Consider the following 25,059-nt stretch of genomic DNA (forward strand, 5'->3'; position numbering starts at 1 on the left):
GGCGCGGGCCCGCCCCCGCCCCGGCACGCGCCCGACCTGCGCCAGGCCGGGGCGGATCGGTCGTCTGGGCCCGCAGGCACCATCCGTGCAAGGATCACCCCATGACTACCCCGACGACCAGCGTCTCCTCCTCATCACGACATCATCACCGCACCGAGGGCGAGATCCTGGCCCTGACCCTGGCTGCGCTGAGTATCACCGCCGTGGGCGTCTACTTCGCCAGGTCGATGGTGGGTCCGGCGTTCTTCGCCCTGACCCTGGTCATTACCGTGCGTCCCCTGCACACCTGGATGGTGCGCCACCAGGTGCCCAAGCTCCTGGCAGCCACCGCCACAATGACCCTGATCGTGGTGTTCATCCTGAGCCTGTTCGTGGCCATGGGGGTGGCGATCGCCCAGTTCGTGGACGCCCTGCCCGACTCCTCCGCCAAGTTCCAGTCCCTGTGGGACCAGGGGGTGAAGCACCTGGAGGCGATGGGTGTCAGCCAGGAGACCCTGATCGAGCAGCTCTCCAAGGTGGTGGACGCCTCCAAGGTGGCCTCGCTCGCCCAGTCGGTCCTGGAGCAGGTCAGCAACACGGGCTCAATGCTCCTGGTGCTGTTCCTGTCCATCTTCTTCCTGACCATCGACACCATGACCATTAGCTCGCGGGCCGCGGCCCTGGCCCAGGTCAAGCCCGGGCTGTACGACTCCCTGTCGCGCTTCAGCGCCGCGGTGCGCTCCTACTGGGCGGTCTCCACGATCTTCGGGCTCATCGTGGCCGTGTTCGACACGACCGTCCTCATGCTCCTGGACGTGCCCATGGCGGTGACCTGGGGGGTGTTCTCCTTCATCACCAACTACATCCCCAACCTGGGCTTCGTCATCGGCGTCATCCCGCCCGCGGTCCTGGGCCTGGTGAACTCCGGGCCCTGGACCGCGGTGTGGGTGGTGGTGGCCTACTCCGTGCTCAACTTCGTCATCCAGAGCCTCATCCAGCCCAAGTTCACCGGCGACGCCGTGGGCCTGAACACCACCACGACGTTCCTGTCGCTCATGCTGTGGACCATTGTCATCGGCGGCCTGGGCTCGGTCCTGGCCGTGCCCCTGACCCTGTTCGCCAAGGCCGTCCTCATTGACGCCGACCCCCGCTCGGCCTGGATCGGGATCTTCCTGACCGACGGCGACAAGGAGCTCCCCCAGCGCAGCCTCAGGTACCCGGCCGCCGCCAGGAGGGCCCGACGCCACCGGGACGCCACGCGGACCCGCTCCGAGGGCGCCGCGCCAAAGGCGCCGGGGGACGGGGCCACCAAGCCGAGGGACGGGGCCGCCCAGGAGAAGGAGTGAGGCCCTGGCAGGGCGTACACGCAGGGGTCCCGAGGCCAAAGCCCCGGGACCCCTGATCCGTGTCCGAGGGGGGACTTGAACCCCCACGCCCGTTTAATAAGGCACTAGCACCTCAAGCTAGCGCGTCTACCTATTCCGCCACTCGGACCTGATGACGAAGCCGTCCGCCGGGGACCCCCGGCGGGGACGCAGAGAAAGTTAGCACGCCCTCCGGCGGTGGGACCAAATCATGCCGGGGTGCAACAGGTCACACCTGTTGTCAGAGCTGCTCGACGGTGTAGCGCACCCCCACCGACCAGCTCTCGCCGGGCGCCAGCGTGCGCGCGTGGGAGCGTACCGAGGCCGTCTCCACGCAGACCATGGAGGCGAACTCGTCGTCGGCCATGTCCGCCAGGTCGCGGGCCAGGTCCGCCCACGGGTTCCACACCACCACGTTGGTCGCCCCCTGGGGCCGGCTGACCACGCGCCGCCCCAGCGCGGGGTCGCTCACCGCCACCGGGCCCTGGCACTGGTAGACCCGGTCCACCGGGCCGTTGACCGTCAGCGGGCCGTCGCCCTGGGTGCGCCAGGCGAACCCGTCCAGGGCGTCCTCGTAGCGCGCCCCCTCCAGACCTGTGATCTCCACCCCGGTCACGTCCCCCACGCGCAGGTAGGTGTGGATCGCCATCTCGGTCAGGACGGGCTCGGCCCCCGTGCCGCGCAGGGACAGGGACAGGCTGAGGGCCTCGCCCACGCAGACCTCGTAGCGGGCGGCCACGCCGTCGTGCTCGGTCTCCAGGCGGGCGACCACGCCGTCACCATGGGGCTCGACCTCGCGCAGGACCCAGTCGACGTGACGCCCCCAGCCGTGCTTGGGGCTGTCCGTGCCCCGGGGGCCGAGGCCGAACCAGGGCAGGCACAGGGGCACGCCGCCGCGCACGCTGGCCACGCCGTCGTACACGGCCTGCCGGGAGGTGAAGAGCACCTCGGAGCCGGCACGCGGGACCCAGCTGGTGAGCTGGGCGCCGTGGAGGTAGATCTCCGCCCGGCCGGCCGGGGCGTCGACCAGGAGACGGGGCTGCCCGCCCCGGCCGGGGGTCAGGGCGGTGAAACGGGGCAGGTGCGGGGCGGCGTCGGCGCGGCCCGGAGCGGGAAGACTCACGGGCCCAGCCTAGCGCGTCGCCGCCAGCTGCCGCGAGTAGTCTGGGAGGCGTTCTCAAGGGCGTGGGCCGTGTCCTGGCCCGCGCCCTGTCCGCCCACCAGCGAGGTTCCGATGCCACAGCCCTCCACCACGATCCCCCGCCCGCCGGACGCGGTGCTCCTGGACCTGGACGGCACGATCACAGACTCCGCCCCGGTCATCCTGGACGCCCTGGAGGTCACCCTGAGCGAGCTGGGCCTGCCGGTCCCCTCCCGCCAGGACCTCATGGCCTACGTCGGCCCGCCCCTGGTGGACGGCTTCCAGGCCAACGCGGGGCTCACCGGCCAGGAGCTCGCCGGGGCGGTGTCCACCTACCGGCGCCACTACCGCGAGCGCATGTGCGAGGCGCCCCTGTACTCGGGCGTGCCCGAGGTGCTGGCGGCCCTGGCCACGGCCGGGATCCCGGTGTCCCTGGCCACATCCAAGCGCGAGGTGCTGGCCGCGCAGATCCTCCGGCACTGGGACCTGGACACCTTCTTCACCGTCATCGCCGGGGCCGACGCGGCCGACAGGCACGGCGGCAAGGCCGAGGTCATCGGCGACGCCCTGGCCCGCCTGGCCCTGGCCGGCGTGCGCAGCCAGAACGTGGTCCACGTGGGTGACCGCGGACACGACGTCCGGGGGGCCCGTGAGGCGGGGATCCTCAGCATCGGCGTCCTGTGGGGCTACGGGGACGCCGAGGAGCTGGCCGGGGCCACCGCGCTGGCCGCCTCCCCCGCCGACCTCGCCACCCTGCTCGGGCTGAGCCTCTGACCGTCCCCGACCCACCCGCAAGGACCACGCATGCCTGAGCCGACTAGCTCCCCCGACCCGGCGTCGGACACCCCCACCACCTCCGGCCCTACCCAGCCCCACGGGGCCGACCGCGCGCCGGGCGCCGCCCCGCCGCGACGGCGCGCCAGGGGCCTGCTGGGGGACCTGGCCCGCCTGTGGCGTCGGGGGCACAACGTCCTGGACGCCACCATCGAGCGCAACGAGCAGGCCCGTCTGCACGCCCGCGAGGTGGGCCTGAGCCTGGAGGAGACCGGGACCCGCGCCCCTGCCCCCGCCGCCGAGGTGGCGCCGCCCGCGGCCCCGACCCTGCCCGCGGTGGTGCGCACCCGCTCGACGACCATGGACTCCCTGCCCTCCTGGCTGGTGCGCGGGGGCCTGGGGTCCTGGCTGCTGCTGGGGATCGGGATCATTATCTCCCTGGTCTTCTTCCTGACCAGCAAGGTCGTCCCGGTCTTCATCGGCATGTTCCTGGCCCTGATCATCACCTCGATCCTCCAGCCGCTGGTGAACCTCTTCGCCCGGGTCATGCCCCGCTTCCCGGCGACCTTCCTGGCGCTGCTGACGGCCCTGGGCGTGGTCGCGGGACTGGTGACCTACGTGGTGACCTCGGTGACGAACCAGTGGAGCACGCTGGCCGTCCGCTTCACCGACGGCATCCACACCATTATGGACTTCCTGGAGCACGGCCCCCTGCCGGTCCACATCACCCAGGCCGAGATCATGCGCGAGATCGACGACCTCATGACCAAGGGCCAGGACTACGTCACGCAGAACGCCCCCACGCTGGCCGGCGAGGTGCTCTCCAACGCCGGCACCCTGGTGGAGGTGTTCACGGTCCTGGCCCTGGCGCTGTTCGTGACTATCTTCTTCCTGGCCTCCGGGGGCAAGATGTGGCGCTGGTTCCTCAACGAGCTGCCCGCCCGCTACCGTCAGAGGGTCCACCGCGCCGCGGGCGCCGGGTGGTACACGTTCGCCGGCTACGCCCGCGGCACGGTCATCGTGGCCCTCACCGACGCCGTCATGGCGGGGGTATTCCTCCAGGTCGTGGGCATCCCCCTGGCCGCCCCCCTGGCCGTGCTGGTCTTTATCGGCGCGTTCATCCCCATTATCGGCGCCCCCGGCGCCATGGTCATCGCCATGATCGTGGCCCTGGCCTCCAAGGGCGTGGTCACCATGATCGTGGTGGGCGTGGGCGTGGCGGCGATCGGGCAGATCGAGGGCCACATCCTCCAGCCCCTCATTATGGGCAAGCAGGTCTCCATACACCCCGTGGTCGTCATTGTCGCGGTGGCCCTGGGCACCTTCTCGGCCGGGCTGCTGGGCGCGATCGTGGCGGTTCCGCTGGTGAGCGTGCTGTGGTCGGTCTACTCCGAGCTCCACGTGCGCGACACCCCGGTCGTGGGCGAGCTGCCCGCCTACGTGGCCGACAGAGGATGACCCCGCCACCGGGAGGGGACCGGCCGGGAGGGGACCGGTCCACCAGGCTCACAGACAGCTCTCAGGCTCTGAGGAGGCGCGGGAGAGGTTCACCACCTAGCCTGCCGGGCATGACAGCCCCGACGACGCCTACCGGCTCGGTCCACGCCCCTCAGGACGCCGTTCCTGACGAGGCCTGGCAGCACCGGGCGTCACCCAGGCGCCACCACACGCTGGCCCACCACGCCGGCGCCCTGCCGGGCAGGGCGCCGCTGCTGACCGGGGCGGCGCTGGCCGTCATCGTCTTCTGCGTCCTGGCGCTGGGGGTGGTCACGGGCACGGGCCTGACGAACCTGGATCCGACCGTGACCGGCTGGGCGGTCCACGCCCGCACCCGCCCCGTCAGCGCGGTGGCCACCTTCCTGTCGACCATGGCGAGCACCCCGGGGCTGACGGCCCTGACGGTCCTGACGGCCCTCCTGCTGGCCTGGCGGGGCTACCGGCAGCACGCGGGGGTGCTCCTGGTGGCCATGATCGGCTCCTCCACGCTCACGGTGCTGGTCAAGGACGCCTGGGAGCGCGGCCGTCCCAGCACCACCCTGCTCCTGGGCAAGCCGGCCTCCAGCTTCTCCTTCCCCTCGGGGCACTCACTGAACTCCACGGTCTTCCTGGGCGTCCTGGCCGGCTTCGTCCTGGTCTCCGGGGCCTGCCAGGCGTACAAGTCCGTGGCCCTGGGTACCGCCCTCCTCGTGGCGGCCGGGGTGGGGCTGTCCCGCGTCTACCTGGGCTACCACTGGATGACCGACGTCCTGGCGGGGTGGTCCCTGGGCCTGGCCTGGACCTTCGCCATGGTGCTGGTGCTGGAGGGTGTGGTCAGGTGGCAGCAGCGGCGTGCCCCGGCCCTGCCACCGGCACGCGGTCAGGGCGTGGCGGCCACGGCGCCCGCCGAGACAGCGTACTGGAGCTAGCAGCGCAGCGGGAGCAGGAAGGCCCGGGGGCCGGTGGTGGGCGATACTGGGATCGAACCAGTGACCTCTTCCGTGTCAGGGAAGCGCGCTACCGCTGCGCCAATCGCCCGAGCGGATGACGGGACTCGAACCCGCGACCCTCACCTTGGCAAGGTGATGCTCTACCAACTGAGCCACATCCGCGTTACCACGCAGCCCTGCTGCCAGGACGGCGCGGGAAGAAAGGTAGCAGAGCGCCCGCCCGAGCCGCAAACAACCACACTATGACCTGGCTCATACACATGTCTTTCCGGGAAGTTGACCGTGTGTCATGGCACAGTTGGAGCATGGAGACCTCCCAGTCAGCAGCGTCGAGCACGGACCCCACCACCAAGCCGCCGGCGCCAGTACCCGCACCCCCCGCACAGGCGCCCACGGCGCCCGAGTCCCCCGCCGCGCAGCCCGCCCCCGAACCGGCTCCGGCCCCTGAGGACGAGGCCGCACCGACCCAGGATCCCCAGGCCGTCCCCGAGCCGGCACCCAAGACAGGGCCCGCCCCCGAGCCCGAGACCGCCCAGGCCGAGCCGACCGAGCAGGTGCCCGCGGAGCCCGAGCAGGCGGCCAGCTCCCCGGACGCCCCCGAGCCTGAGGACGAGACCGCCCAGACCGAGCAGGCGGCCCAGACCGAGCAGGCGTCCCTTGAGCCGCCCTGTGCGCCCACGGCTGAATCCTCCCAGCCCACGACACCCCAGGTCCCCGCCCCCGAGCCGGCCCCCGCAGAGCCCGAGCCGGCCCCCACAGAGCCCGAGCCAGCGCCTACGGAGCCTGAGCCGGCCCCCGCAGAGCCCTCGGAGCCCGAGGAGCCCACAGAGCCCTCAAAGTCTGAGCCAGCGCCCGAGGAGCCTGAGCCGGCACCTGAGGCCGTCGTGGAGGTCACCGAGCCGGCGCCCGCCCCCGAGCCGGCCCGCCCCCAGACCTGGCCGGGGCACTCCTACCCCCTGGGGGCCACCTACGACGGCGCGGGCACGAACTTCGCCCTCTACTCCGCCGTCGCCACCGGCGTGGACCTGTGCCTCTTCGACGAGGACGGCACCGAGACCCGCGTCCCCCTGACCGAGGTGGACGGGGACGTGTGGCACGCCTACCTACCCACGGTCCACCCCGGGCAGCACTACGGCTACCGGGTCACCGGCCCCTACGACCCCAACCACGGCCACCGCTGCGACCCCTCCAAGCTCCTCCTGGACCCCTACGCCAAGGCCATCTCCGGGCAGGTGGAGCCCTCCCCCGCCCTGTACTCCTACGACGTGCTCAACCCCGGGACCCGCAACACCGAGGACTCCGCCCCCTACATGCCCCGCAGCGTGGTCATCAGCCCCTTCTTCGACTGGGGCCACGACCGGCCGCCGCGCCACCCCTACCACGAGACGGTCATCTACGAGGCCCACGTGCGGGGGCTGACCATGCTCCACCCCCAGGTCCCCGCCGAGCTGCGGGGGACCTACGCGGGACTGGTCCACCCCGCCGTCATCCAGCACCTGACCGACCTGGGCGTCACCGCCATCGAGCTCATGCCGGTCCACCAGTTCGTCAACGACGCCTACCTGCAGGACAAGGACCTGTCCAACTACTGGGGCTACAACACCATCGGCTACTTCGCCCCCCAGAACCGCTACGCCGCCTACGGGCAGGACGGTCAGCAGGTCCAGGAGTTCAAGTCCATGGTCAAGGCCTTCCACGAGGCGGGCATCGAGGTCATCCTCGACGTGGTCTACAACCACACCGCCGAGGGCAACCACATGGGCCCCACCCTGTCCTTCCGCGGCATTGACAACGCCTCCTACTACCGGCTCGTGGACGGGGACCAGGCCCACTACTTCGACACCACGGGCACGGGCAACTCCCTGCTCATGCGCTCCCCGGCGGTCCTCCAGCTCATTATGGACTCCCTGCGCTACTGGGCCACGGAGATGCACGTGGACGGCTTCCGCTTCGACCTGGCCTCCACCCTGGCCCGCCAGTTCCACGAGGTGGACAAGCTCAGCGCCTTCTTCGACATTATCCACCAGGACCCCGTCCTCAGCCGTCTCAAGCTCATTGCCGAGCCCTGGGACGTGGGCGACGGCGGCTACAACGTGGGCGGCTTCCCCGCCCTGTGGAGCGAGTGGAACGGCAAGTACCGCGACACCGTGCGGGACTTCTGGCGCGGCGAGCCCTCGACGCTGGGCGAGTTCGCCTCCCGTATCACCGGCTCCTCCGACCTCTACCAGTACTCGGGCCGTACCCCGGTGGCCAGCATCAACTTCGTCACCGCCCACGACGGCTTCACCATGGCCGACCTGGTGTCCTACGACAACAAGCACAACGAGGCCAACAAGGAGGGCGGCGCGGACGGGGAGTCCAACAACCGCTCCTGGAACTGCGGGGCGGAGGGCCCCACCGAGGACCCCGACGTCCTGACCCTGCGCCACCGCCAGATCCGCAACTTCCTGGCCACGATCCTGTTCAGCCAGGGCGTGCCCATGATCGCCCACGGTGACGAGCTGGGGCGCACCCAGGGCGGCAACAACAACGTCTACTGCCAGGACAACGAGATCTCCTGGGTCCACTGGGACCTGGAGGAGTGGCAGCAGGAGCTCCTGGACTTCACCCGCACCATGATCCGGCTGCGCCGCGACCACCCGGTGCTGCGACGGCGGCGCTTCTTCAGCGGCGAGGCCGGCCACGGCGGGGAGTCCGACCTGGGCGAGATCGAGTGGCTGCGTCCCACCGGCGAGCGCATGATCGAGGAGGACTGGACCATGTGGTACGCCCGCGCCATGACGGTCTTCCTCAACGGTGACGCCATCGCCGAGCCCGGCCCGCGCGGGGAGCGCATTGTGGACGACTCCTTCCTGGTGCTGATCAACGCCGCCGCCGAGGACATCGAGTTCACCATCCCCTCCGCCTCCATGCCCTCCTCCTGGGCGGTGGCGCTGGACACCGCGCCCTGTGAGGCCGACCCGCGCCAGGTCCTCCGGAGCGGGGACACGGTGGTGGTGGAGGGCCGCTCCCTGCTGTTCCTGCACAGCCAGGAGGAGCAGTGAGCGCCCCGGGGAGGGCCCGCCAGTCCCAGGCCCTGGGGGGGTACGCCCCCTGGTCGGGGCACGTCCCCCGGGAGGGGCACCGTACGCCGGTGACCACCTACCGCCTCCAGCTGGGAGGGGACCTCACCTTCGCCCAGGCCCGTGAGCTCATCCCCTACCTGGGCGACCTGGGGGTCACCGACCTGTACCTCTCCCCCGTCCTGGCCGCGGCGCCGGGCTCCACGCACGGCTACGACGTCGTGGACCACCGGCGCATCAGCCCCGTCATGGGCGGTTTCGAGGGGCTCCAGGCCCTGGCCGAGGCCGCCCACGAGGCCGGTATGGGCGTGGTGGTGGACATCGTCCCCAACCACATGGCGGTGCCCACGCCCGGCTGGTTCAACCTGCCCCTGTGGTCCTTCCTGCGTGACGGGCCCGACTCCCCCTACGCCGACTGGTTCGACGTCCCGCGCAACGAGCCCGTCCTCATGCCGGTCCTGGCCAGGCGCATCGGCTCGGTCCTGGCCGACGAGGAGCTCACCCTGACCAGGATGGTGGTGCCCACCGAGCCCGGGCGCGGTAAGCAGTGGGTCCTGCGCTACCACGACCACGCCTTCCCCGTGGCCCCGGGCACGGAGTCCCTGCCCCTGCACGTGCTGGTGGACCGCCAGCACTACCGCCTGGCCTACTGGAAGGTCGGTGACAAGGAGACCAACTACCGGCGCTTCTTCGACGTGGGCACCCTGGCCGCGATACGGGTGGAGCACCCGGAGGTCTTCGCCGGCACGCACGGGCTCATCAGGATCCTGGTGCAGGAGGGCGTGGTGGACGCCCTGCGCGTGGACCACCCCGACGGCCTGGCCGACCCCCGCGGCTACCTGACGCACCTGAGCCAGGCCACCGACGGCGCCTGGGTGGTCGCCGAGAAGATCCTCGCCCCCGACGAGTCCCTGCCCGACGACTGGCCCGTGGCGGGGACCACCGGCTACGACGCCGCCTGGAGGATCGACCAGCTCCAGGTGGACCCGGCGGGGGCCGCCCAGCTCGGTGCCCTCATGCAGGAGGTCGCCGGGGACGCCCCCGCGGACTACCCCCGGGTGGTGGAGCAGGCCAAGCGGGAGGTCATTGACGGCTCCCTGTCGGCCGAGGTGGACTGCCTGGCCCGCATCCTGGGCCAGCTCACGCAGGCCGACGTGCGCCTGCGCGACCACACCCTGCGCGACCTGCGCGACTGCGTCGTCGAGCTCCTCGTGGCCGCCGACCGCTACCGCGCCTACGTGGTCCCGGGCACGCCCCCCTCCCCCGAGGCGGCTGCCCACCTGCGGGCCGACGCCGAGGCGGCCCGCCGGGCCCTGGACGCGGACCAGGGCGAGACCCTCGACCTGGTGGTGGCCCTCTTCCTGGGTGAGCCGGTGGGATCCGAGGGGCTGGCCGACTCCCCGAGGCGGGCCGAGGCGGTGGTGCGCTTCCAGCAGGTCTGCGGCGCCGTGACCGCCAAGGGCGTGGAGGACACCGCCTTCTACCGCTGGACGCACCTGACCAGCCTGACCGAGGTGGGCGGCAACCCGGCTGGCTTCTCCCTGCCGCCCGACGACGCCCACGCCTGGGCCCGCCGCACCCAGGTCTCCTGGCCCGACACCATGGTGACCTCCACCACGCACGACACCAAGCGGGGGAGGACGTGCGCGCGCGCCTGAACGTGCTGGCCTCCTACCCCACCGAGTGGAGCGACCTGGTCCACCGCCTGCGGGCCCTGACGGCCGCGCAGCGTCCCGTGGACCTGGACGGGCGCACCGAGAACCTGCTGTGGCAGACCCTGTGGGGCACCTGGGCGCCCGCCTCCGCGGACCCCATGACCCCCCAGCGCCTGAGCGCCTACCTGGTCAAGGCCGCCCGGGAGCAGAAGATCTGGACCACGTGGGCGGAGCCGGCCAGCGCCCGGGAGGAGGCCCTGAGCGCCTACGCGGCCCACCTGCTGACCGACCCCGAGGTCGCCAGGCAGATGGACGCCTTCGCCTCCCTGACCGCCCGCGCGGTGCGCACCACCGTCCTGGCCTCCAAGGCCCTGGCCCTGACCTGGCTGGGGGTCACTGACATCTACCAGGGCAGCGAGGTGACCCGCACCAGCCTGGTGGACCCCGACAACCGCCGGGCCGTGGACCACACGGTGCTCGCCGAGCGCCTGGCGCGCCTGGACTCCGGGGCCGCCCCGGAGGACCTGGACGAGGCCAAGCTGCGGCTCACCGCCCGCCTGGCGCGCCTGCGCCGGGAGCGTCCCGAGGCCTTCGTGGGGCCCCGATCGGGCTACCAGGTGGTGCCCTCCACCACGGCACACGCCTTCTCCTTCGCCCGGACCGTGGACGGCCAGGCGGAGGTGGTGGTCATTGTCACCCGGCTGCCCCGACGCCTGGAGCGGCTGGGCGGCTGGCGCGACGCCACCGTGGTCCTGCCCGAGGGGACCTGGTCCAGCGTCCTGGGCACCACCCGCGTGGCGGGCGGGTCCCAGCCGCTGGCCACGGTGGTGGGGGACGCCGCCGTCGCCGTCCTGGTGCGTGAGCGCCCCGGGGACCGTCCAAAGGGGCGGTCGTGACCGCCCGGGGACACGCCGGGTGCCGCCAGCACTGCGCCCGGTGCCAATAGCGCCACGCCGGGGGGAGCGATGGCCCCGCCCCCAGCCCGGCGCTCCCGGTGGGGCCCCGCGTGCCCGTCTGGGCGCCGTCGGCCAGACGGGTGGGGCTGGTGGTGATCGGGCAGGAGACCACCCAGGAGGTGGACATGCTCGCCTCGCCCACGCACCCGGGCTGGTGGGTGGCCCCCTACGACCTGGACGACGGGACCCGCTACCTGCTGCGCCCCGACCACGGCCCGGCCCTGCCCGACCCGCGCAGCGCCCTCCAGCCCGAGGGCGTGGACGGCCCCTCCCAGGTGGTCGACACCACCGCCTGGGACAGGACCCTGTGGACCGACTCCAGCTGGGCGGGCCGGGAGCTGGTGGGAAGCGTCGTCTACGAGCTCCACGTGGGCACCTTCACCCCCGCCGGCACGCTCGACGGCGTCATCGAGCGCCTGCCCTACCTGGCCGAGCTGGGGGTGGACATGGTCGAGCTCATGCCCCTGGCGGGCTTCCCCGGCCGGGCCGGCTGGGGCTACGACGGGGTGGACCTGTGGGCCGTCCACGAGGCCTACGGCGGCCCGCAGGCGCTGGCTCGCCTGGTGGACGCCGCCCACGCCCACGGGCTCGGGGTGTGCCTGGACGTGGTCTACAACCACCTGGGACCCGCCAGGAACCACCTGGGGGCCTTCGGCCCCTACTTCACCGACGCCCACCGCACCCCCTGGGGCCAGGCCGTCAACTACGACCAGGCCGGCAGCGACCAGGTGCGGGCCTTCGTCATTGACTCCGCGCTGCGCTGGCTGCGGGACTTCCACGTCGACGCCCTGCGCCTGGACGCCATCCACGCCATCCACGACGACTCCCCCCGCCACGTGCTGGCCGAGATGGCCGACGCCGTCCACGCCCTGGGCGCCGAGCTGGGGCGGCCCCTGGGGCTGGTGGCCGAGTCCGACCTCAACGACGTCGGCGTCATCACCCCCACCGACGCCCCCGCCCCGGCCGCTGTGCCGAGCCTGGGGATGGACGCCCAGTGGGCCGACGACGTCCACCACGCCCTGCACGTGCGCCTGACCGGGGAGAGGCAGGGCTACTACGAGGACTTCGCCGCCCCGGGGGCCTTCACCAAGGCCTACGGGCGGGTCTTCCTCCACGACGGGATCCTCTGACCACGCCCGCGTCCTGGCCTGGTACCGCAGCCTGGTGTCCCTGCGCCGCCGCCTGGGCTGGGGGCGGCGTCAGCAGTGGCCCTGGGTAGAGGACGCCCTGGACGTGATCACGGTCACCTACGAGGACGTGGTGGTGGTGGCCAACCTCTCGGGTGCCACCCGCCCCGCCCCCGCCGCCCGCCAGGTCCTCCTGTCCTGGCTGCCCGTCGCCCAGGGGGCGCCGGGGACCCTGGCACCCGGCCAGACCCTGGTCGCCACCCGCTAGACGCCAGCCCCGGACCCGCCCGGTCCCCCGGCGGCCGGCCCTGGTCAGCCCTGCCCGCCGCCGGGCCCGCGCGGGCCCTGTGGCGGGCAGGACCGCTGGCCAGCGGTAGCCGGCGGCGGGCAGGGCGCTGCGTACCACACCCCTCCCCGGCGTGGGAACCCCGCCGCGGGTCCCGTGCTCAGTACGGTGGAGGCGTGACAAGCACAGCGGATAACCGGGGCTCAGAGAGCATCCCCGAGCGTTTTGAGGTGGCCCTCCTCAGCCTGCGCGACGCCCCGCGGCCCCGTGGCCTGGTCCTTGAGGAGGTGCCGGCCCCCCGGCTGGCCCCCTGGGCGGCGGCGCTGAGCGCGAGCACGGAGGAGACCACGCCCTCCGTCCCCCTGGCCTCCGGTCGGCTCGTGGTGCTGCACGACCCCGACGGCCAGCCCGCCTGGGACGGGGACTTCCGGCTCGTGGTGGAGGTGCGTGCCCAGATCGACGACGAGAGCGGCACGGACCCCTTCCTGGGGGCGGTCGCCTGGTCCTGGCTGACCGACTCCCTGGACGACACCGGTGCGGGCTACCACTCGCTGGTGGGCACCGTCACCCGGGCGCTGTCGGAGACCTTCGGGGGGCTGTCCCTGTCCGACGCCTGTACGCACATCGAGGTGCGCGCCTCCTGGTCCCCGCGCACCCCCGACCTGGCCCCCCACCTGCAGGCCTGGTACGAGCTCATCCACCTGGCCAGCGGGCACGAGCCCCAGCTCGCCCAGCCCCTGACCCTGGCACCGCTCGAGACGACGACGTCCACCTCCTTCCTCGCCCCGGTCACCGACCTCATGGGGGTCCTGCGGTGAGCCCTGTCCCGGCGCCCGCACCGGTCCCCGGGACGACAGCCCACCCCATCCCCGTCGAGCGCACCCGCCCCTACCTCAGGCCCGCCGAGGACCTGCCACCGGTCACGGACTCCCCCACGGCGCTGCGTGCTGCCTGCCAGGACCTGGCCGCCGGCCACGGTCCGGTGGCCGTGGACGCCGAGCGGGCCTCGGGCTTCCGCTACGGCCAGGACGCCTACCTCATCCAGCTGCGCCGTGAGGGCACCGGGACGGTCCTGGTGGATCCTCTCGGCGCCGGGGACCTGCACCCCCTGGCCAAGGTCCTGGAGGAGCCTGAGTGGATCCTCCACGCCGCGGACCAGGACCTGCCCTGCCTGGCCGAACGCGGCCTGGCTCCGCGCCGCCTGTTCGACACCGAGCTCGCCGCCCGCCTGCTGGGTCGTGAGCACGTCGGCCTGGGGGCGGTGGTCGAGGAGACCCTGGGGCTGCGCCTGGCCAAGGACCACGCCGCCGCGGACTGGTCGATCCGGCCCCTGCCGGAGTCCTGGCTGGTCTACGCCGCCCTGGACGTCGAGCTCCTCATCCCCTTGCGCCAGGCCCTGGCCCAGGAGCTCGACTCCCAGGGCAAGGCGGCCTGGGCCGCCCAGGAGTTCGAGTACGAGCGGACCCGTCCCGCGCGCTCGGCCAAGGTCGACCCCTGGCGCAAGACGCCCAAGGCCGGGCGGGCGCTGCGCAACCGTCGGTCCCTGGCCGTCCTGCGGGAGATGTGGACCGCCCGCGAGGCTCTCGCCGCCGACCTGGACATCACCCCCTCCAAGGTGCTGCCCCACCGGGCCCTGGTCACCGCCGCGATCATGCGCCCGACCTCGCGGCGCAAGCTCATGACCCTGCACGACTTCTCCTCCCGCCAGGCACGCCTGCACATGGAGACCTGGTGGCAGGCGCTCGACCGGGCCCTGGCCCTGCCGGAGGAGGAGCTGCCCCCCCTGCGCGGGCCCCTGGCGCCCGGGGAGCTGACCAGCCCGCGTTCCTGGGCGCGCCACCACACCGACGCCGCCCGCCTCCTGGACCCGGTACGGGCCGCGGTACGCCGTCGTGCCGAGGAGCTGCGGGTGCCCCAGGAGCTGCTCCTGGCGCCCGACACCCAGCGGCGCCTGGCCTGGGACCTGGGTGAGGCCGTCGCCGCCGGACAGGACGTGGACGTACGGGCCGGGGCCGTCAAGAAGCGCCTGGCCGCCATGGACGCGCGCCCCTGGCAGGTCGAGCAGGTCGGCCCCACCCTGGCCCGCACCCTGCGCCGGGTCGTCTAGCGGCCCAGCGGCCTAGCGACACGCCGGTCAAGGGGCCGTGTCATCGCAGCTCCGCCACCAGGCGGCGCACTGGCGCTAGGCGCTCAGGGCGCCGCTGCCGCCCGGGGCGCGGCGTGACCGGCCTTAAGGAGCCGCCCCGGCCACCGGCTCAGTGGACGGTGAAGCCGTGGGAGCGGAAGATGGCACGGGTGGACTCCACGAGCTCGGGCTCGGGGGGGCGGGTGTCACGCAGCTTGTAGTCCAGGCCCAGGGTGTCCCACTTGTCGGTGCCCATCTGGTGGAAGGGCAGGACCTCCACCCGGCTGACCACGGGGCGCCAGCGCTCGATAATGCGGGCGACGTTCTCCACGTTGGCCGGGTCGTCGGTCAGGCCCGGGACCAGGACGAAGCGCGCCCAGATCTCAATACCCTTGGCAGCCAGGCGGTCGCCGAAGGCGATGGTGGGCGCCAGGGACCGCCCGGTGACCTTCTTGTAGGTCTCCTCGTCCCCGCTCTTGACGTCGAGCAGCACCAGGTCGACGTTGTCGAGCATGGCGTCGGTGGCGTTGGCGCCCAGGAAGCCGGAGGTGTCCAGACAGGTGTGGATCCCCATCTTCTTGGCCCCCTCCAGCAGGCGCGCGGCAAAGGCCGGCTGCATGAGGACCTCCCCGCCCGAGAGCGTGATACCGCCCTTGGAGGCGCGGAAGACCCCCCGGTAGCGGCGCATGCGCCGCAGCAGCTCGTCGGCCTCCACCGGCTCCCCGTCCTTCATGAGGAAGGTGTCGGGGTTGTGGCAGTACAGGCAGCGCAGGGGGCACCCGTTGAGGAAGACCGTCATGCGCGTGCCCGGGCCGTCCACCGCCGTGACGAGCTCCCAGGAGTGCACCGAGCCCAGGGTACCGGCCCGCATACGGGCCAGGCGCTCCGAGCGCTCCAGGTCCGTCAGCTCCTCCAGCCCGCCGATCCCCGCCCCGCGAAGGCGGGCGGCCGGGGCCAGGAAGTCCTGGTCCCGGCCGCCCGTCACGGGGGTGATGGTCTCAGTCATCTGAGTCCTCGCCCCGACCGCGGCTCAGGCCGCGGCGTGGAAGGTGCGGTGGAGCACGTCGAGCTGCTGCTCACGGGTGAGCTTGACGAAGTTGACGGCGTAGCCCGAGACACGGACGGTGAGGTTGGGGTAGTTCTCCGGGTGCTCCATGGCGTCCTCCAGGGTGGCGCGCTCGAGCACGTTGATATTGGCGTGGTACAGGCCCTTGACCCCGCCGTTCTCCTCGCGCTGGGCCTTCATGGAGGCGAGGCGCTCTTCGTAGGTAGGCATTGCTGCCGCCTTTCTGGTTGTGAGAGATGTGATGCGTCGGATAGCTCAGGACCGGGGCGGGCGCGAAAAGGGTGCGCGCGCCCCGGCGCGCCTCAGGCGCAGTCCTCGGGGACGAATCCCGCGTCGAGGATGCCCACCAGGTTGGCCACGCGCTCGTCGAGCGTGCGCCCCAGGCCCTGGGGGGTGATGGTGTTGGTCAGCGAGATGCCGTCCAGGGCGTCGTTGTAGTCCAGCTTGCCCACGCTCAGCATGGAGGCCACCATGCCGTGGGTGTCCATGCCGTTCTCCGGGTTGGCGCCCGGGGAGAAGGGGGTGCCCTTGCGGTGCCCGGAGGGGAAGGAGCCGGTGGCCTTGCCGTAGACCACGTTGGAGGTGATGGTCAGCACCGACTGGGTCGGGATGGCGTCGCGGTAGAAGGGCTGCTCCTTGATCTTGGACATAATCGTGTGGACCACGGTGGCGGCGATGTCGTCGGCGCGGTCGTCGTCGTTGCCGTAGATGGGGAAGTCGCCCTCGGTGACGTAGTCGACCACCAGGCCGGTCGCGTCGCGCACCGGGGTGACCTTGGCGTACTTAATGGCGCTCAGGGAGTCGGCCACGATGGACAGCCCCGCGATGCCGCAGCCCATGGTGCGCACAATGTCGGAGTCGTGCAGGGCCATCTCAATGGCCTCGTAGGCGTAGCGGTCGTGGCAGTAGTGGATGATGTTGAGGGCCTCGACGTAGGTGGCCACCACCCAGTCCAGCATCTTCTCGTACTTGTCCCAGACCTCGTCGAAGTCCAGGGGGCCGTCGCCCTCGATACCGGGCAGGCCGTCGACCACCAGCCGGCCGGTCATCTCGTCGCGGCCGCCGTTAATGGCGTAGAGCAGGCCCTTGGCGGCGTTGACGCGGGCGCCGAAGAACTGCATCTGCTTGCCCACGCGCATGGGCGACACGCAGCAGGCGATGGCGGCGTCGTCGCCCCAGTGCTCGCGGATCTGCTCGTCGGCCTCGTACTGGATGGAGGAGGTGGTGATGGAGATCAGGGCGCAGAAGTCCTTGTAGCCCTGGGGCAGGTTCTCGTTCCAGAAGATCGTGATATTGGGCTCCGGGGCGGGGCCGAGGTTGCGCAGCGTCTGGAGCAGGCGGAAGGAGGTCTTGGTGACCAGCGGCCGACCGTCCTCGCCGAAGCCGGCGTCGGACCAGGTGGCCCAGTAGGGGTCGCCGGAGAAGATCTGGTCGTAGTCGGTGGTGCGCAGGAAGCGGGTGATGCGCAGCTTCATGACGATGTTGTCAATGAGCTCCTGGGCGCGGGTCTCGTCAATGACGCCGTTGCGCAGGTCGCGCTCGAAGTAGATGTCCAGGAAGCCCGAGAGGCGGCCGATGCTCATGGCGGCGCCGTCCTGGGACTTCACCGAGGCCAGGTAGGCGAAGTAGGTCCACTGCACGGCCTCGTGGGAGTCGCGCGCGGGCCCGGAGATGTCGTAGCCGTAGGAGGCGGCCATGGCCTTGAGCTTCTTGAGGGCCTTGATCTGCTCGGAGTGCTCCTCGCGGTAGCGGGCCCAGTGCTCGGAGAAGGGCTGGTCCGACACGGCGTCCTTGGCCTTCTGCTTGAGCTCGATGAGGCGGTCCACGCCGTAGAGGGCCACGCGGCGGTAGTCGCCGATAATGCGGCCGCGTCCGTAGGCGTCGGGCAGGCCGGTGATAATGTGGCTGGAGCGGGCGGCGCGGATGCGCGGGGTGTAGATGTCGAAGACGGCGTCGTTGTGGGTCTTGCGGTAGCGGGTGAAGATCTTCTTGACCTCGGGGTCGACCTCCTTGCCGGCCTCCTTAATGGCCTGCTCGACCATGCGCCAGCCGCCGTTGGGCATCATGGCGCGCTTGAGCGGGGAGTCGGTCTGGAGGCCGACGACCACGTCGTCGTCCGCGGAGATGTAGCCGGGGGCGAAGGCGTCGATGTCGGAGGGGGTGTGGGTGTCGACGTCGAGGATGCGGACCTTGCGCTCCTCGGCCAGGTAGTCCTTCTCCAGGGTGTCCCACAGGCGCAGGGTCTTGTCCGTGGGGCCGGCCAGGAACGAGGCGTCGCCGTCGTAGGGGGTGTAGTTGCGCTGGATGAAGTCGCGGACGTCAATGTCCTGCGTCCACGGCCCGGTGGCGAAGCCCTCCCAGGCGTCCCTGACGTCGTCCGCAGCGGTGGATGCTGTGACCTCGGTGGTCATCCGTGCCTCCTGTCAGTGGGCGGCCGGTGGGTCGCCCGGTGGTGGGTCGCCCCGAGGGGCGTGGCGGCCGTCCTTGCGCCGTCGGGACCCAGACTAGGCGCGTTCACCCCCCGCCAGGGCAGAGGGTCGGAAGTCCCCCCGTGGGTTCTCTCACAGCCGCTTTCCCGGGGTTCCCTGGCAGGGACCTTGGTCCCAATACGAGGTCATGACGCCGTGGTCCCCGTCATGGTGGTGTTGACCCGGCAATCAGGCTGGCTCCGGCGTCCGGGCCCAGGAGGCGACAGAGCGCTCTAGGACACCTGTCCTACCTCCGTAAGGCCCCGGGACCGCCCCCGCGAGGGGGTCGCGCGCCTATCCGCGGACCTAGGAACTCAGTCCTAGAGCCGGCTTGAGGTCCGGGGACCCGTCGGCCACCCGCCGGGCCAGGTCCCGGGCGCTGGCCAGGATCCCGGCCACGTCCATGCCGCAGTCGGCCAGGACCTGCTCGCGGGTGGCGGTGTGCACGAACTGCCGGGGGACCCCCACCCGGGTCACCAGGGGCACGCGGTGCGCCTGACGCGCCCGGGCCTCCTGGTCGACGGCGTCACGCAGCTGGGAGCCCACGCCGCCGTCGGCCAGCCCGTCCTCGACCACCAAGACCGCCGGGGCCGCCAGGGCCGCCGCCACCAGCGCCCGGGGGACGGGGATGACCCAGCGCGGGGCCAGGACCCGCACCCGGGTCCCCTGGGCGCGCAGCCGGCGCGCGGCCTGCACGCAGGCGGTGGCCATGGGGCCCACCGCCACGACCAGCACGGTGGCGTCCTCCTCCAGGGAGCCCTCGCTCAGGACGTCCACCACGCCGAACAGGTCGTCCCCGGCGCCCGGCAGGGTGCGCAGCGCGGGCAGCGGCGCGGGCAGGCTGCCCTTGGGGTAGCGCACCACCGTGGGCCCGTCCTGGGTGGACACCGCCAGGCGCAGCGCCGAGCGCAGGGACTCCTCGTCCCGGGGGGCGGCCAGCCTCAGCCCGGGCACGTGCCCCAGGACGGCCATGTCCCACACCCCGTTGTGGCTGGCCCCGTCGGTGCCGGTGATACCCGCCCGGTCCAGGACCACGGTCACGCCCGCCCGGTGGAGCGCCACGTCCATGAGGACCTGGTCGAAGGCGCGGTTGAGGAAGGTGGCGTAGAGGGCCACCACCGGGTGCATGCCGGCGAAGGCCAGGCCGGCGCTCATGGCCAGGGCGTGCTGCTCGGCGATGCCCACGTCGATGACGCGCTCGGGCATGGCGTCGGCCAGCGGCTGGAGGCCCACGGGGGCCTGCATGGCGGCGGTGACCCCCACCACCCGCTGGTCGGCACGGGCCATCTCCACCACCTCCTCGGCGAACACGGCCGTCCACCCGAAGCGCGAGGGCACCACCGGCAGCCCCGTCTCGGGGTGGATGCGACCCACGGCGTGGAAGCGGTCGGCCACGTCCTCCTCGGCAGGGGTGTAGCCCCGGCCCTTCTGGGTGATGACGTGGACGATGACCGGCTCGGCGTACGCCCTCGCCCGGGTCAGGGCGAACTCGACGGCGATGGCGTCGTGGCCGTCCACCGGGCCGGTGTACTTAATGCCCAGGTCCTCGAAGAAGGCCGAGGGGACCAGGACGTCCTTCAGACCCCGCTTGAGGCCGTGGAGGGCGTCGAAGGCGGCCCGCCCCGGGGCGCCCTGGGACAGCAGCCCGCGCTTGATGGTCGACAGCATCCGCTCGTAGCCGGGGTTGGTGCGCAGGGCGTCCAGGTGGTGGGCCAGGCCCCCGATGGTGGGGGCGTAGGAGCGGCCGTTGTCGTTGACCACAATGACCAGGTGCTTGTCGTCGGAGTCGGCGATATTGTCCAGCGCCTCCCAGGCCATGCCGCCGGTCATGGCGCCGTCGCCGATGACCGCCACCACGTGGCGGTCCTCGTGGCCCTGGAGGCGGTTGGCCCGTGCTATCCCGTCGGCCCAGGCCAGGGAGGTCGAGGCGTGGGAGTTCTCCACGACGTCGTGCACGGACTCGGCCCGGCAGGGGTAGCCGCTGAGCCCGCCGCGCTCGCGCAGGTGGGAGAAGTCCTGGCGCCCGGTGAGGAGCTTGTGGACGTAGGCCTGGTGGCCGGTGTCGAAGATAATGGTGTCCTGGGGCGAGGAGAAGGTGCGGTGCAGGGCGATGGTCAGCTCCACCACCCCCAGGTTGGGGCCCAGGTGGCCGCCGGTGCGCGCCACCGTGGTCACCAGGTAGCTGCGTATCTCCGCGGCCAGGACCGTCAGCTCCTCGCTGGTCAGGCGCCGCAGGTCGGCGGGCTCGTGCACGCCGGCGAGCAGCGGGGTGTGCGGCAGCTGGCCGAGGGCCAAGGGGTGAGTCATGTGATCCGTCCTCCCAGAGCGTGTGCGCGAGCGCGACCGGGTACCACGCCGGCCCGTCGGTGCTGTGACTCCCAGCATAGGCACTCCGCGGGCCCATGACATCCGCACCCGGGGCGGGCGTGCGCACTCGCCCCGCCGTCGTCCCCGCTGGCCGGGCGGGTGCGGAGCGGTCTCGAACCGCAGACCGCGGCCCCGCCGTGGCCTCGTCCCGCCGCGGTCCCGCCGTCCGGGGGCCGTGACGCCCGGGCGGCGCGAGACCGCCTACCGGCAGGCGGAGCACGTAGGCTAGGGGCCACCGGCCGACCGCCGCGGCCCGCCGCCGTCGCCCGACCCGCCCCATAGGAGGAACCATGAGCACCACCGCGCCCTACGGCACCTGGCCCTCTCCCATCACTCCCGGAACCATCACCACCCGCACGGTGCGCCTGTCCCAGGTGCGCGTGGACGGGCCGGACACCTACTGGGTGGAGCAGCGCGCCTCCCAGTCCGGGCGCCAGGTCCTCCTGCGCCGCGACGGCGACGGCCAGATCGGTGAGATCCTGCCCCTGACGCCGGTGGACGAGCTGGTGGACGTGCGCACCCGCGTCCACGAGTACGGCGGGCGCGCCTACGCCGTGGACTCGGGCGTTATCGTGGTCTCCCACGCCGGGGACGGGCGCCTGTACCGCTACGACGTCGCCCACCGCCTGCGCGGGCTGGTCCCGCTGACCGTCTACGGGGACGTACGCCACGGGGACCTGGAGATCGACACCGCCCGCGGCCTGGTCTACGCCGTCCGGGAGGACCACCGCGGCGCCGGCGAGCCGGTCAACACCCTGGTGGCCATCCCCCTGGACGGCTCCGCGGCCCGCGACGACGCCCCGGTGCGCACGCTCGTGTCGGGCACCGACTTCGTCTCCTCCCCCACCCTGTCCCCCGACGGCGAGCACCTGGCCTGGATCACCTGGGACCACCCGGACATGCCGTGGGACAACGCCGCCCTGCACGTGGGCGACCTGGGAGCGGACGGGACCGTCGGGGACCAGGTCGTCATCGACGGCGGCAGCGGGTACTCCGTGGCCGAGCCCCGCTGGACCGAGGAGTGCGAGCTCGTGCACGTCTCCAACGCCTCGGGCTTCTACAACCTCTACCGCACCGAGGGGTTCCCCCGCCGGGGCACCAACCGGGAGGGGTGGACCGGCGCCCTGCGCACCCGCCCCCTCCACCCCGCCGACGCCACCTTCACCTACCCGGCCTGGCAGCTGGGGCCGCACTCCTTCGACGTGCTCGACGGGGAGCACCTCATCGCCTCCTGGGCGCGCGACGGCCTGTGGCACCTGGGCACCGTCCGCCTGTCCAACGGGGAGCTCGAGGAGTGGAACACCGGCTGGCAGCCGATGGGCAACGTCGCGGCCGCCGGGGGGCGGGTGGTCATGCTGGCGGGCAACGAGATGGCCCTGCCCTCCATTATCGAGGTCCGCCGGGGCGCGGTCCAGGTCCTGCGGGGCTCCTCGGACGTGGAGGCCCTGTCCGTGGGCGTCTCCTTCGCCGAGCCTGTGAGCTGGCCCACCTCCGGGGACCAGACCGCCCACGGCTTCTACTACCCGCCGACGTCCACCGCCTACCGGGGTCCCGAGGGCGAGCGGCCGCCCCTGGTCGTCAACGTCCACGGCGGCCCCACGGCGTTCGTGCACGCGGGCTATGACCTGGGCATCCAGTACTGGACCAGCCGGGGGTTCGGCTACCTGGACGTCAACTACCGCGGCTCCTTCGGCTACGGCACCGCCTACCGGCACTCCCTGGCTGGCCACTGGGGGGTGGCCGACGTCGAGGACGTGGTCCACGGCACCCAGTACCTCATTGACTCGGGCCTGGTGGACCCCACGCGGGTGGCGGTGCGGGGCGTCTCCGCCGGCGGCTTCACGGTCCTGGGCGCGCTGGCGGCCTGCGACCTGTTCACCGCCGCCACGAGCGTGTGCGGCGTGGCCGACCTGGGGCTGCTGGCGCGCACCACCCACAAGTTCGAGTCACGCTACGTCCTGGGCCTGACAGGGGCCACGAGCGTGCAGGACCCCGTCCTGGCCGAGCGCTCCCCCATTAACCACGTGGACCGCATCCACGCCCCCCTGCTGCTGATCCAGGGCTCGGAGGACCCGGTGGTCCCGGCCGAGCAGGCCACCACCATGTACCAGGCGGTGCGTGACCGCGGCCTGCCGGTGGCCCTGAAGATCTTCTACGGCGAGGGCCACGGCTTCCGTATGGCCACCAGTATCCGTGGCGCCCTGGAGGCCGAGCTCAGCTTCTACTGCCAGGTCTGGGGCCTGGACCGCAGCGAGGAGACCAGCAAGGTGGCCGTGGAGAACCTGGGGCAGTGAGACAGGAGCCGTCAACAGGCAGCGGGGGCGGGGAGGCGCACCGGCCCGGCGCCTGGCGATCCGTCCGGATCTGGGCCCGCACGGCCCGCCAGTCGGCGTGGCCCCGCCTGAGGCAGGACCTCCTGGGGATCCTGCGCTACCACCGCTCGGGCCTGTTCGTCCTGGCCGTCCTGGTGGGCCTGACCGCGGGCGGCGGGGCCGTGCTGTTCCGGCTGGGTATCGACGCCTGGACGAGCCTGCTCACCGGGGCCCAGGACTACACCCGCTCCCTGGGCCCCTCCGTGGGGCTCCTGAGCCCTGTCGGGACGTGGTTCGTGCTCCTGGCCCCGCTCGTCTCCGGCCTGCTGGTGGGGCCGGTCATGGCCCTGGCCGGGCGCACCCCCACCGGCCACGGGGTGGGCGGGGTCATCTGGTCGGCGCGCCGCGGCGACGGGACCATGGCCCCGCTGCCCGCCCTGGCCTCCACCGTGTCCGCCACCCTGACCATCGGAGGGGGCGGCTCGGTGGGTCCGGAGGGGCCTATCGCGGAGCTCGGGGCCAGCGCCGCCGCCCTGTTCGGGCGCCGTCTGGGCCTGCCCGCACGCTGGCTGAGGCTGCTGGCGGCCTCGGGGACGGCGGCGGGGATCGCCGCGGCCTTCAACGCCCCGCTGGCGGGGGCGTTCTTCGCCCTGGAGGTGGTCCTGGCCGACTTCACGGTGGACGCCTTCGCCTTCGTGGTGCTCTCCTGCGTCTCGGCCACCGTGCTGTCCCACCACCTGCTGGGCACCACCCTGTCCCTGTCCCTGCCGGTGCTCAACCTGGGCGGTGACACCGAGCTGGGGTGGGTGGGTCTGCTGGGCGTGGCCGGGGGCGTCGTCGGCGTGCTGTTCTCGCGGTGCCGCTTCCTGCTGGCCGACGCCGCCGCCCGTCTCCTGGCCCGGGTCCCGGTCTGGCTGCGTCCGGGGGTCGGGGGCCTGGGGGTGGGGCTCTTCCTGCTGCTCGTCCCCGAGGTCTACGGGGAGTCCTCGGCGGTCCTGGACCGGGCCCTGGACAACCGGTACACCGTCCTGATGCTCGTGGGGCTGACCGCGGCCAAGGTGCTGGCCACCAGCCTGACCCTGGGGGTCGGCTTCGTGGGCGGGGTGTTCGCCCCCTCCCTGTTCGTCGGCGGGACCCTGGGGGCCGCCTTTGGCACGGCGGTCATGCCCGGGCTGGCCACGGCACCGACGGTCTTCGGGGTCATCGGCATGGGGGCGGTCTTCGCCGGGGCGGCCCGGGCCCCGATCACCGGGGTCATCCTCATTATCGAGATGACCAGCCAGTACCGGCTCCTGCTGCCCCTCATGCTGGCCGTGGTCCTGGCCACCACGACGAGCCGGTTCCTGACCCGCACCACCATCTACACCGAGGAGCTGCGGCGTCGGGGCGAGGACGTGGACGACCCGGTGCGCGGGACGGTGGTGGGGCGCAGGACGGCCGGTGACCTCATGCAGGACCCCCCGGCCCTGCTGACCCCGGCCATGAGCCTGCGCCAGGCCGCCAACGTGCTGCGCTCCTCGGGCTCCTCGGTCCTGCCCCTGGTGGACCCCGACGAGGGCGGCCACGGGCGCCTGCGGGGCTGCGTGAGCGCCGTGGCGGTGGCCGAGGCGGTCCTCTCGCGCTCCCCGGAGGAGCCGGTCGGCGACCTGGAGGTGGTCACCGACCACCTGGACGTGCACGACGGCGCCACCGCGGTCCTGGGCGCCCTGGTGCGGACCCGGGCCGACGGGCTGCCCGTGACCCGTCGGCGGGACGACGGCTCGTCGGAGCTGGTGGGCTGGGTGGACCAGGAGGAGATGGTGCGGCGCCTGTACCGCCACCAGCACGCCGCCCTGGAGGCCGCCCAGACGCGCACGAGCCTGGGGGCCCGGACCCAGACCTGGTGGCGCGCCCGGCGCGCACGCCGCTAGGGCGCGGCCCCGCCGACCCGCCGACCCGCCGGTAGCGGCCC

General features: G+C 72.5%; 16 protein-coding genes, 3 tRNA genes and 1 pseudogene. 12 read left to right on the top strand and 8 right to left on the bottom strand.

Translation table 11 applies throughout. The features are described 5' to 3' along the window. Positions 1-101 precede the first annotated feature (101 nt). Positions 102-1,325 (top strand): AI-2E family transporter, encoded by a 1,224-nt coding sequence (locus tag C3V41_RS03900; RefSeq protein WP_106109186.1) that lies wholly within the window; start codon positions 102-104, stop codon positions 1,323-1,325. Between the two features lie 60 nt (positions 1,326-1,385). Here C3V41_RS03900 and C3V41_RS03905 read toward each other — a convergent pair. Both C3V41_RS03905 and C3V41_RS03910 read right to left on the bottom strand, forming a co-directional pair. Then, positions 1,386-1,473: transfer RNA gene (locus C3V41_RS03905), tRNA-Leu, on the bottom strand. Between the two features lie 111 nt (positions 1,474-1,584). Beyond that, positions 1,585-2,466: a D-hexose-6-phosphate mutarotase gene (locus tag C3V41_RS03910; RefSeq protein ID WP_106109187.1), complete on the bottom strand. Its 882-nt coding sequence runs from the start codon at positions 2,464-2,466 to the stop codon at positions 1,585-1,587. 111 nt (positions 2,467-2,577) lie between these two features. On the opposite strand from C3V41_RS03910, the gene C3V41_RS03915 reads away from it, so the two are divergent. From C3V41_RS03915 to C3V41_RS03925, 3 genes are all read left to right on the top strand, one after another. Then, positions 2,578-3,258 (top strand): HAD hydrolase-like protein, encoded by a 681-nt coding sequence (locus C3V41_RS03915; protein WP_106109188.1) that lies wholly within the window; start codon positions 2,578-2,580, stop codon positions 3,256-3,258. Positions 3,259-3,288: 30 nt separating this feature from the next. After that, entirely contained in the window at positions 3,289-4,716 is a 1,428-nt protein-coding gene (locus C3V41_RS03920) for an AI-2E family transporter (protein WP_106109189.1), read from the top strand. Between the two features lie 110 nt (positions 4,717-4,826). After that, positions 4,827-5,663: a phosphatase PAP2 family protein gene (locus tag C3V41_RS03925; RefSeq protein WP_165271572.1), complete on the top strand. Its 837-nt coding sequence runs from the start codon at positions 4,827-4,829 to the stop codon at positions 5,661-5,663. Between the two features lie 34 nt (positions 5,664-5,697). Here C3V41_RS03925 and C3V41_RS03930 read toward each other — a convergent pair. Both C3V41_RS03930 and C3V41_RS03935 read right to left on the bottom strand, forming a co-directional pair. Further along, positions 5,698-5,772: transfer RNA gene (locus tag C3V41_RS03930), tRNA-Val, on the bottom strand. A gap of 1 nt (position 5,773) precedes the next feature. After that, positions 5,774-5,846 (bottom strand) — tRNA-Gly (locus C3V41_RS03935). Between the two features lie 143 nt (positions 5,847-5,989). On the opposite strand from C3V41_RS03935, the gene glgX reads away from it, so the two are divergent. The 6 genes and pseudogenes from glgX (at position 5,990) to C3V41_RS03965 (ending at position 14,877) form a co-directional block, all read left to right on the top strand. Next, positions 5,990-8,728: a glycogen debranching protein GlgX gene (gene glgX, locus C3V41_RS03940; protein ID WP_302475979.1), complete on the top strand. Its 2,739-nt coding sequence runs from the start codon at positions 5,990-5,992 to the stop codon at positions 8,726-8,728. After that, a pseudogene (gene treY, locus C3V41_RS03945) lies at positions 8,725-11,297 on the top strand (malto-oligosyltrehalose synthase). Before glgX ends, treY begins: the two are co-directional and overlap by 4 nt. Positions 11,298-11,407: 110 nt before the next feature. Further along, positions 11,408-12,487 carry an alpha-amylase family glycosyl hydrolase gene (locus C3V41_RS03950; protein ID WP_106110652.1) on the top strand — a complete coding sequence of 360 codons (1,080 nt, stop codon included), beginning with the start codon at positions 11,408-11,410 and terminating at the stop codon, positions 12,485-12,487. Positions 12,488-12,521: 34 nt separating this feature from the next. Continuing rightward, positions 12,522-12,752, top strand: coding sequence for a hypothetical protein (locus C3V41_RS14490; RefSeq protein WP_106109191.1), 231 nt, complete (start codon positions 12,522-12,524; stop codon positions 12,750-12,752). A 248-nt stretch (positions 12,753-13,000) separates the two neighbouring features. Beyond that, positions 13,001-13,588, top strand: a complete 588-nt coding sequence (locus C3V41_RS03960; protein WP_254423717.1) for a DUF3000 domain-containing protein — start codon at positions 13,001-13,003, stop codon at positions 13,586-13,588. Further along, the gene (locus C3V41_RS03965) at positions 13,585-14,877 is read left to right on the top strand and encodes an HRDC domain-containing protein (RefSeq protein ID WP_106109193.1); all 1,293 of its coding nucleotides are present in this window, start codon (positions 13,585-13,587) and stop codon (positions 14,875-14,877) included. The genes C3V41_RS03960 and C3V41_RS03965 overlap by 4 nt, the downstream gene beginning before the upstream one ends. Positions 14,878-15,025: 148 nt before the next feature. Here the strand turns inward: C3V41_RS03965 and pflA are convergent, their stop codons facing one another. From pflA to dxs, 4 genes are all read right to left on the bottom strand, one after another. Next, positions 15,026-15,901 carry a pyruvate formate-lyase-activating protein gene (pflA, locus tag C3V41_RS03970; protein WP_106109194.1) on the bottom strand — a complete coding sequence of 292 codons (876 nt, stop codon included), beginning with the start codon at positions 15,899-15,901 and terminating at the stop codon, positions 15,026-15,028. A 24-nt stretch (positions 15,902-15,925) separates the two neighbouring features. Then, positions 15,926-16,171, bottom strand: a complete 246-nt coding sequence (grcA2, locus tag C3V41_RS03975; RefSeq protein WP_106109195.1) for an autonomous glycyl radical cofactor GrcA2 — start codon at positions 16,169-16,171, stop codon at positions 15,926-15,928. Between the two features lie 92 nt (positions 16,172-16,263). Beyond that, positions 16,264-18,372, bottom strand: a complete 2,109-nt coding sequence (locus C3V41_RS03980) for a pyruvate formate lyase family protein (RefSeq protein ID WP_106109196.1) — start codon at positions 18,370-18,372, stop codon at positions 16,264-16,266. Between the two features lie 363 nt (positions 18,373-18,735). Beyond that, the gene (gene dxs / locus C3V41_RS03985; protein WP_106109197.1) at positions 18,736-20,736 is read right to left on the bottom strand and encodes a 1-deoxy-D-xylulose-5-phosphate synthase; all 2,001 of its coding nucleotides are present in this window, start codon (positions 20,734-20,736) and stop codon (positions 18,736-18,738) included. 350 nt (positions 20,737-21,086) lie between these two features. On the opposite strand from dxs, the gene C3V41_RS03990 reads away from it, so the two are divergent. Both C3V41_RS03990 and C3V41_RS03995 read left to right on the top strand, forming a co-directional pair. After that, positions 21,087-23,090 (top strand): alpha/beta hydrolase family protein, encoded by a 2,004-nt coding sequence (locus C3V41_RS03990; RefSeq protein WP_106109198.1) that lies wholly within the window; start codon positions 21,087-21,089, stop codon positions 23,088-23,090. Continuing rightward, positions 23,087-25,018, top strand: coding sequence for a chloride channel protein (locus C3V41_RS03995; protein WP_441299716.1), 1,932 nt, complete (start codon positions 23,087-23,089; stop codon positions 25,016-25,018). The genes C3V41_RS03990 and C3V41_RS03995 overlap by 4 nt, the downstream gene beginning before the upstream one ends. The last annotated feature ends 41 nt before the right edge of the window (positions 25,019-25,059 follow it).

Origin of the sequence: Actinomyces sp. oral taxon 897 (assembly GCF_002999235.1) — a bacterium.
Classification (GTDB): domain Bacteria; phylum Actinomycetota; class Actinomycetes; order Actinomycetales; family Actinomycetaceae; genus Actinomyces.

What these genes read in the sequence shown, in the direction of transcription:
- C3V41_RS03980 (WP_106109196.1), bottom strand. Translation starts at nt 18,372, where the DNA reads ATGACCACCGAGGTCACAGCATCCACCGCTGCGGACGACGTCAGGGAC.
- pflA (WP_106109194.1), bottom strand. Translation starts at nt 15,901, where the DNA reads ATGACTGAGACCATCACCCCCGTGACGGGCGGCCGGGACCAGGACTTC.
- C3V41_RS03925 (WP_165271572.1), top strand. Translation starts at nt 4,827, where the DNA reads ATGACAGCCCCGACGACGCCTACCGGCTCGGTCCACGCCCCTCAGGAC.
- glgX (WP_302475979.1), top strand. Translation starts at nt 5,990, where the DNA reads ATGGAGACCTCCCAGTCAGCAGCGTCGAGCACGGACCCCACCACCAAG.
- dxs (WP_106109197.1), bottom strand. Translation starts at nt 20,736, where the DNA reads ATGACTCACCCCTTGGCCCTCGGCCAGCTGCCGCACACCCCGCTGCTC.
- C3V41_RS03915 (WP_106109188.1), top strand. Translation starts at nt 2,578, where the DNA reads ATGCCACAGCCCTCCACCACGATCCCCCGCCCGCCGGACGCGGTGCTC.
- C3V41_RS03900 (WP_106109186.1), top strand. Translation starts at nt 102, where the DNA reads ATGACTACCCCGACGACCAGCGTCTCCTCCTCATCACGACATCATCAC.
- C3V41_RS03990 (WP_106109198.1), top strand. Translation starts at nt 21,087, where the DNA reads ATGAGCACCACCGCGCCCTACGGCACCTGGCCCTCTCCCATCACTCCC.
- C3V41_RS03920 (WP_106109189.1), top strand. Translation starts at nt 3,289, where the DNA reads ATGCCTGAGCCGACTAGCTCCCCCGACCCGGCGTCGGACACCCCCACC.
- grcA2 (WP_106109195.1), bottom strand. Translation starts at nt 16,171, where the DNA reads ATGCCTACCTACGAAGAGCGCCTCGCCTCCATGAAGGCCCAGCGCGAG.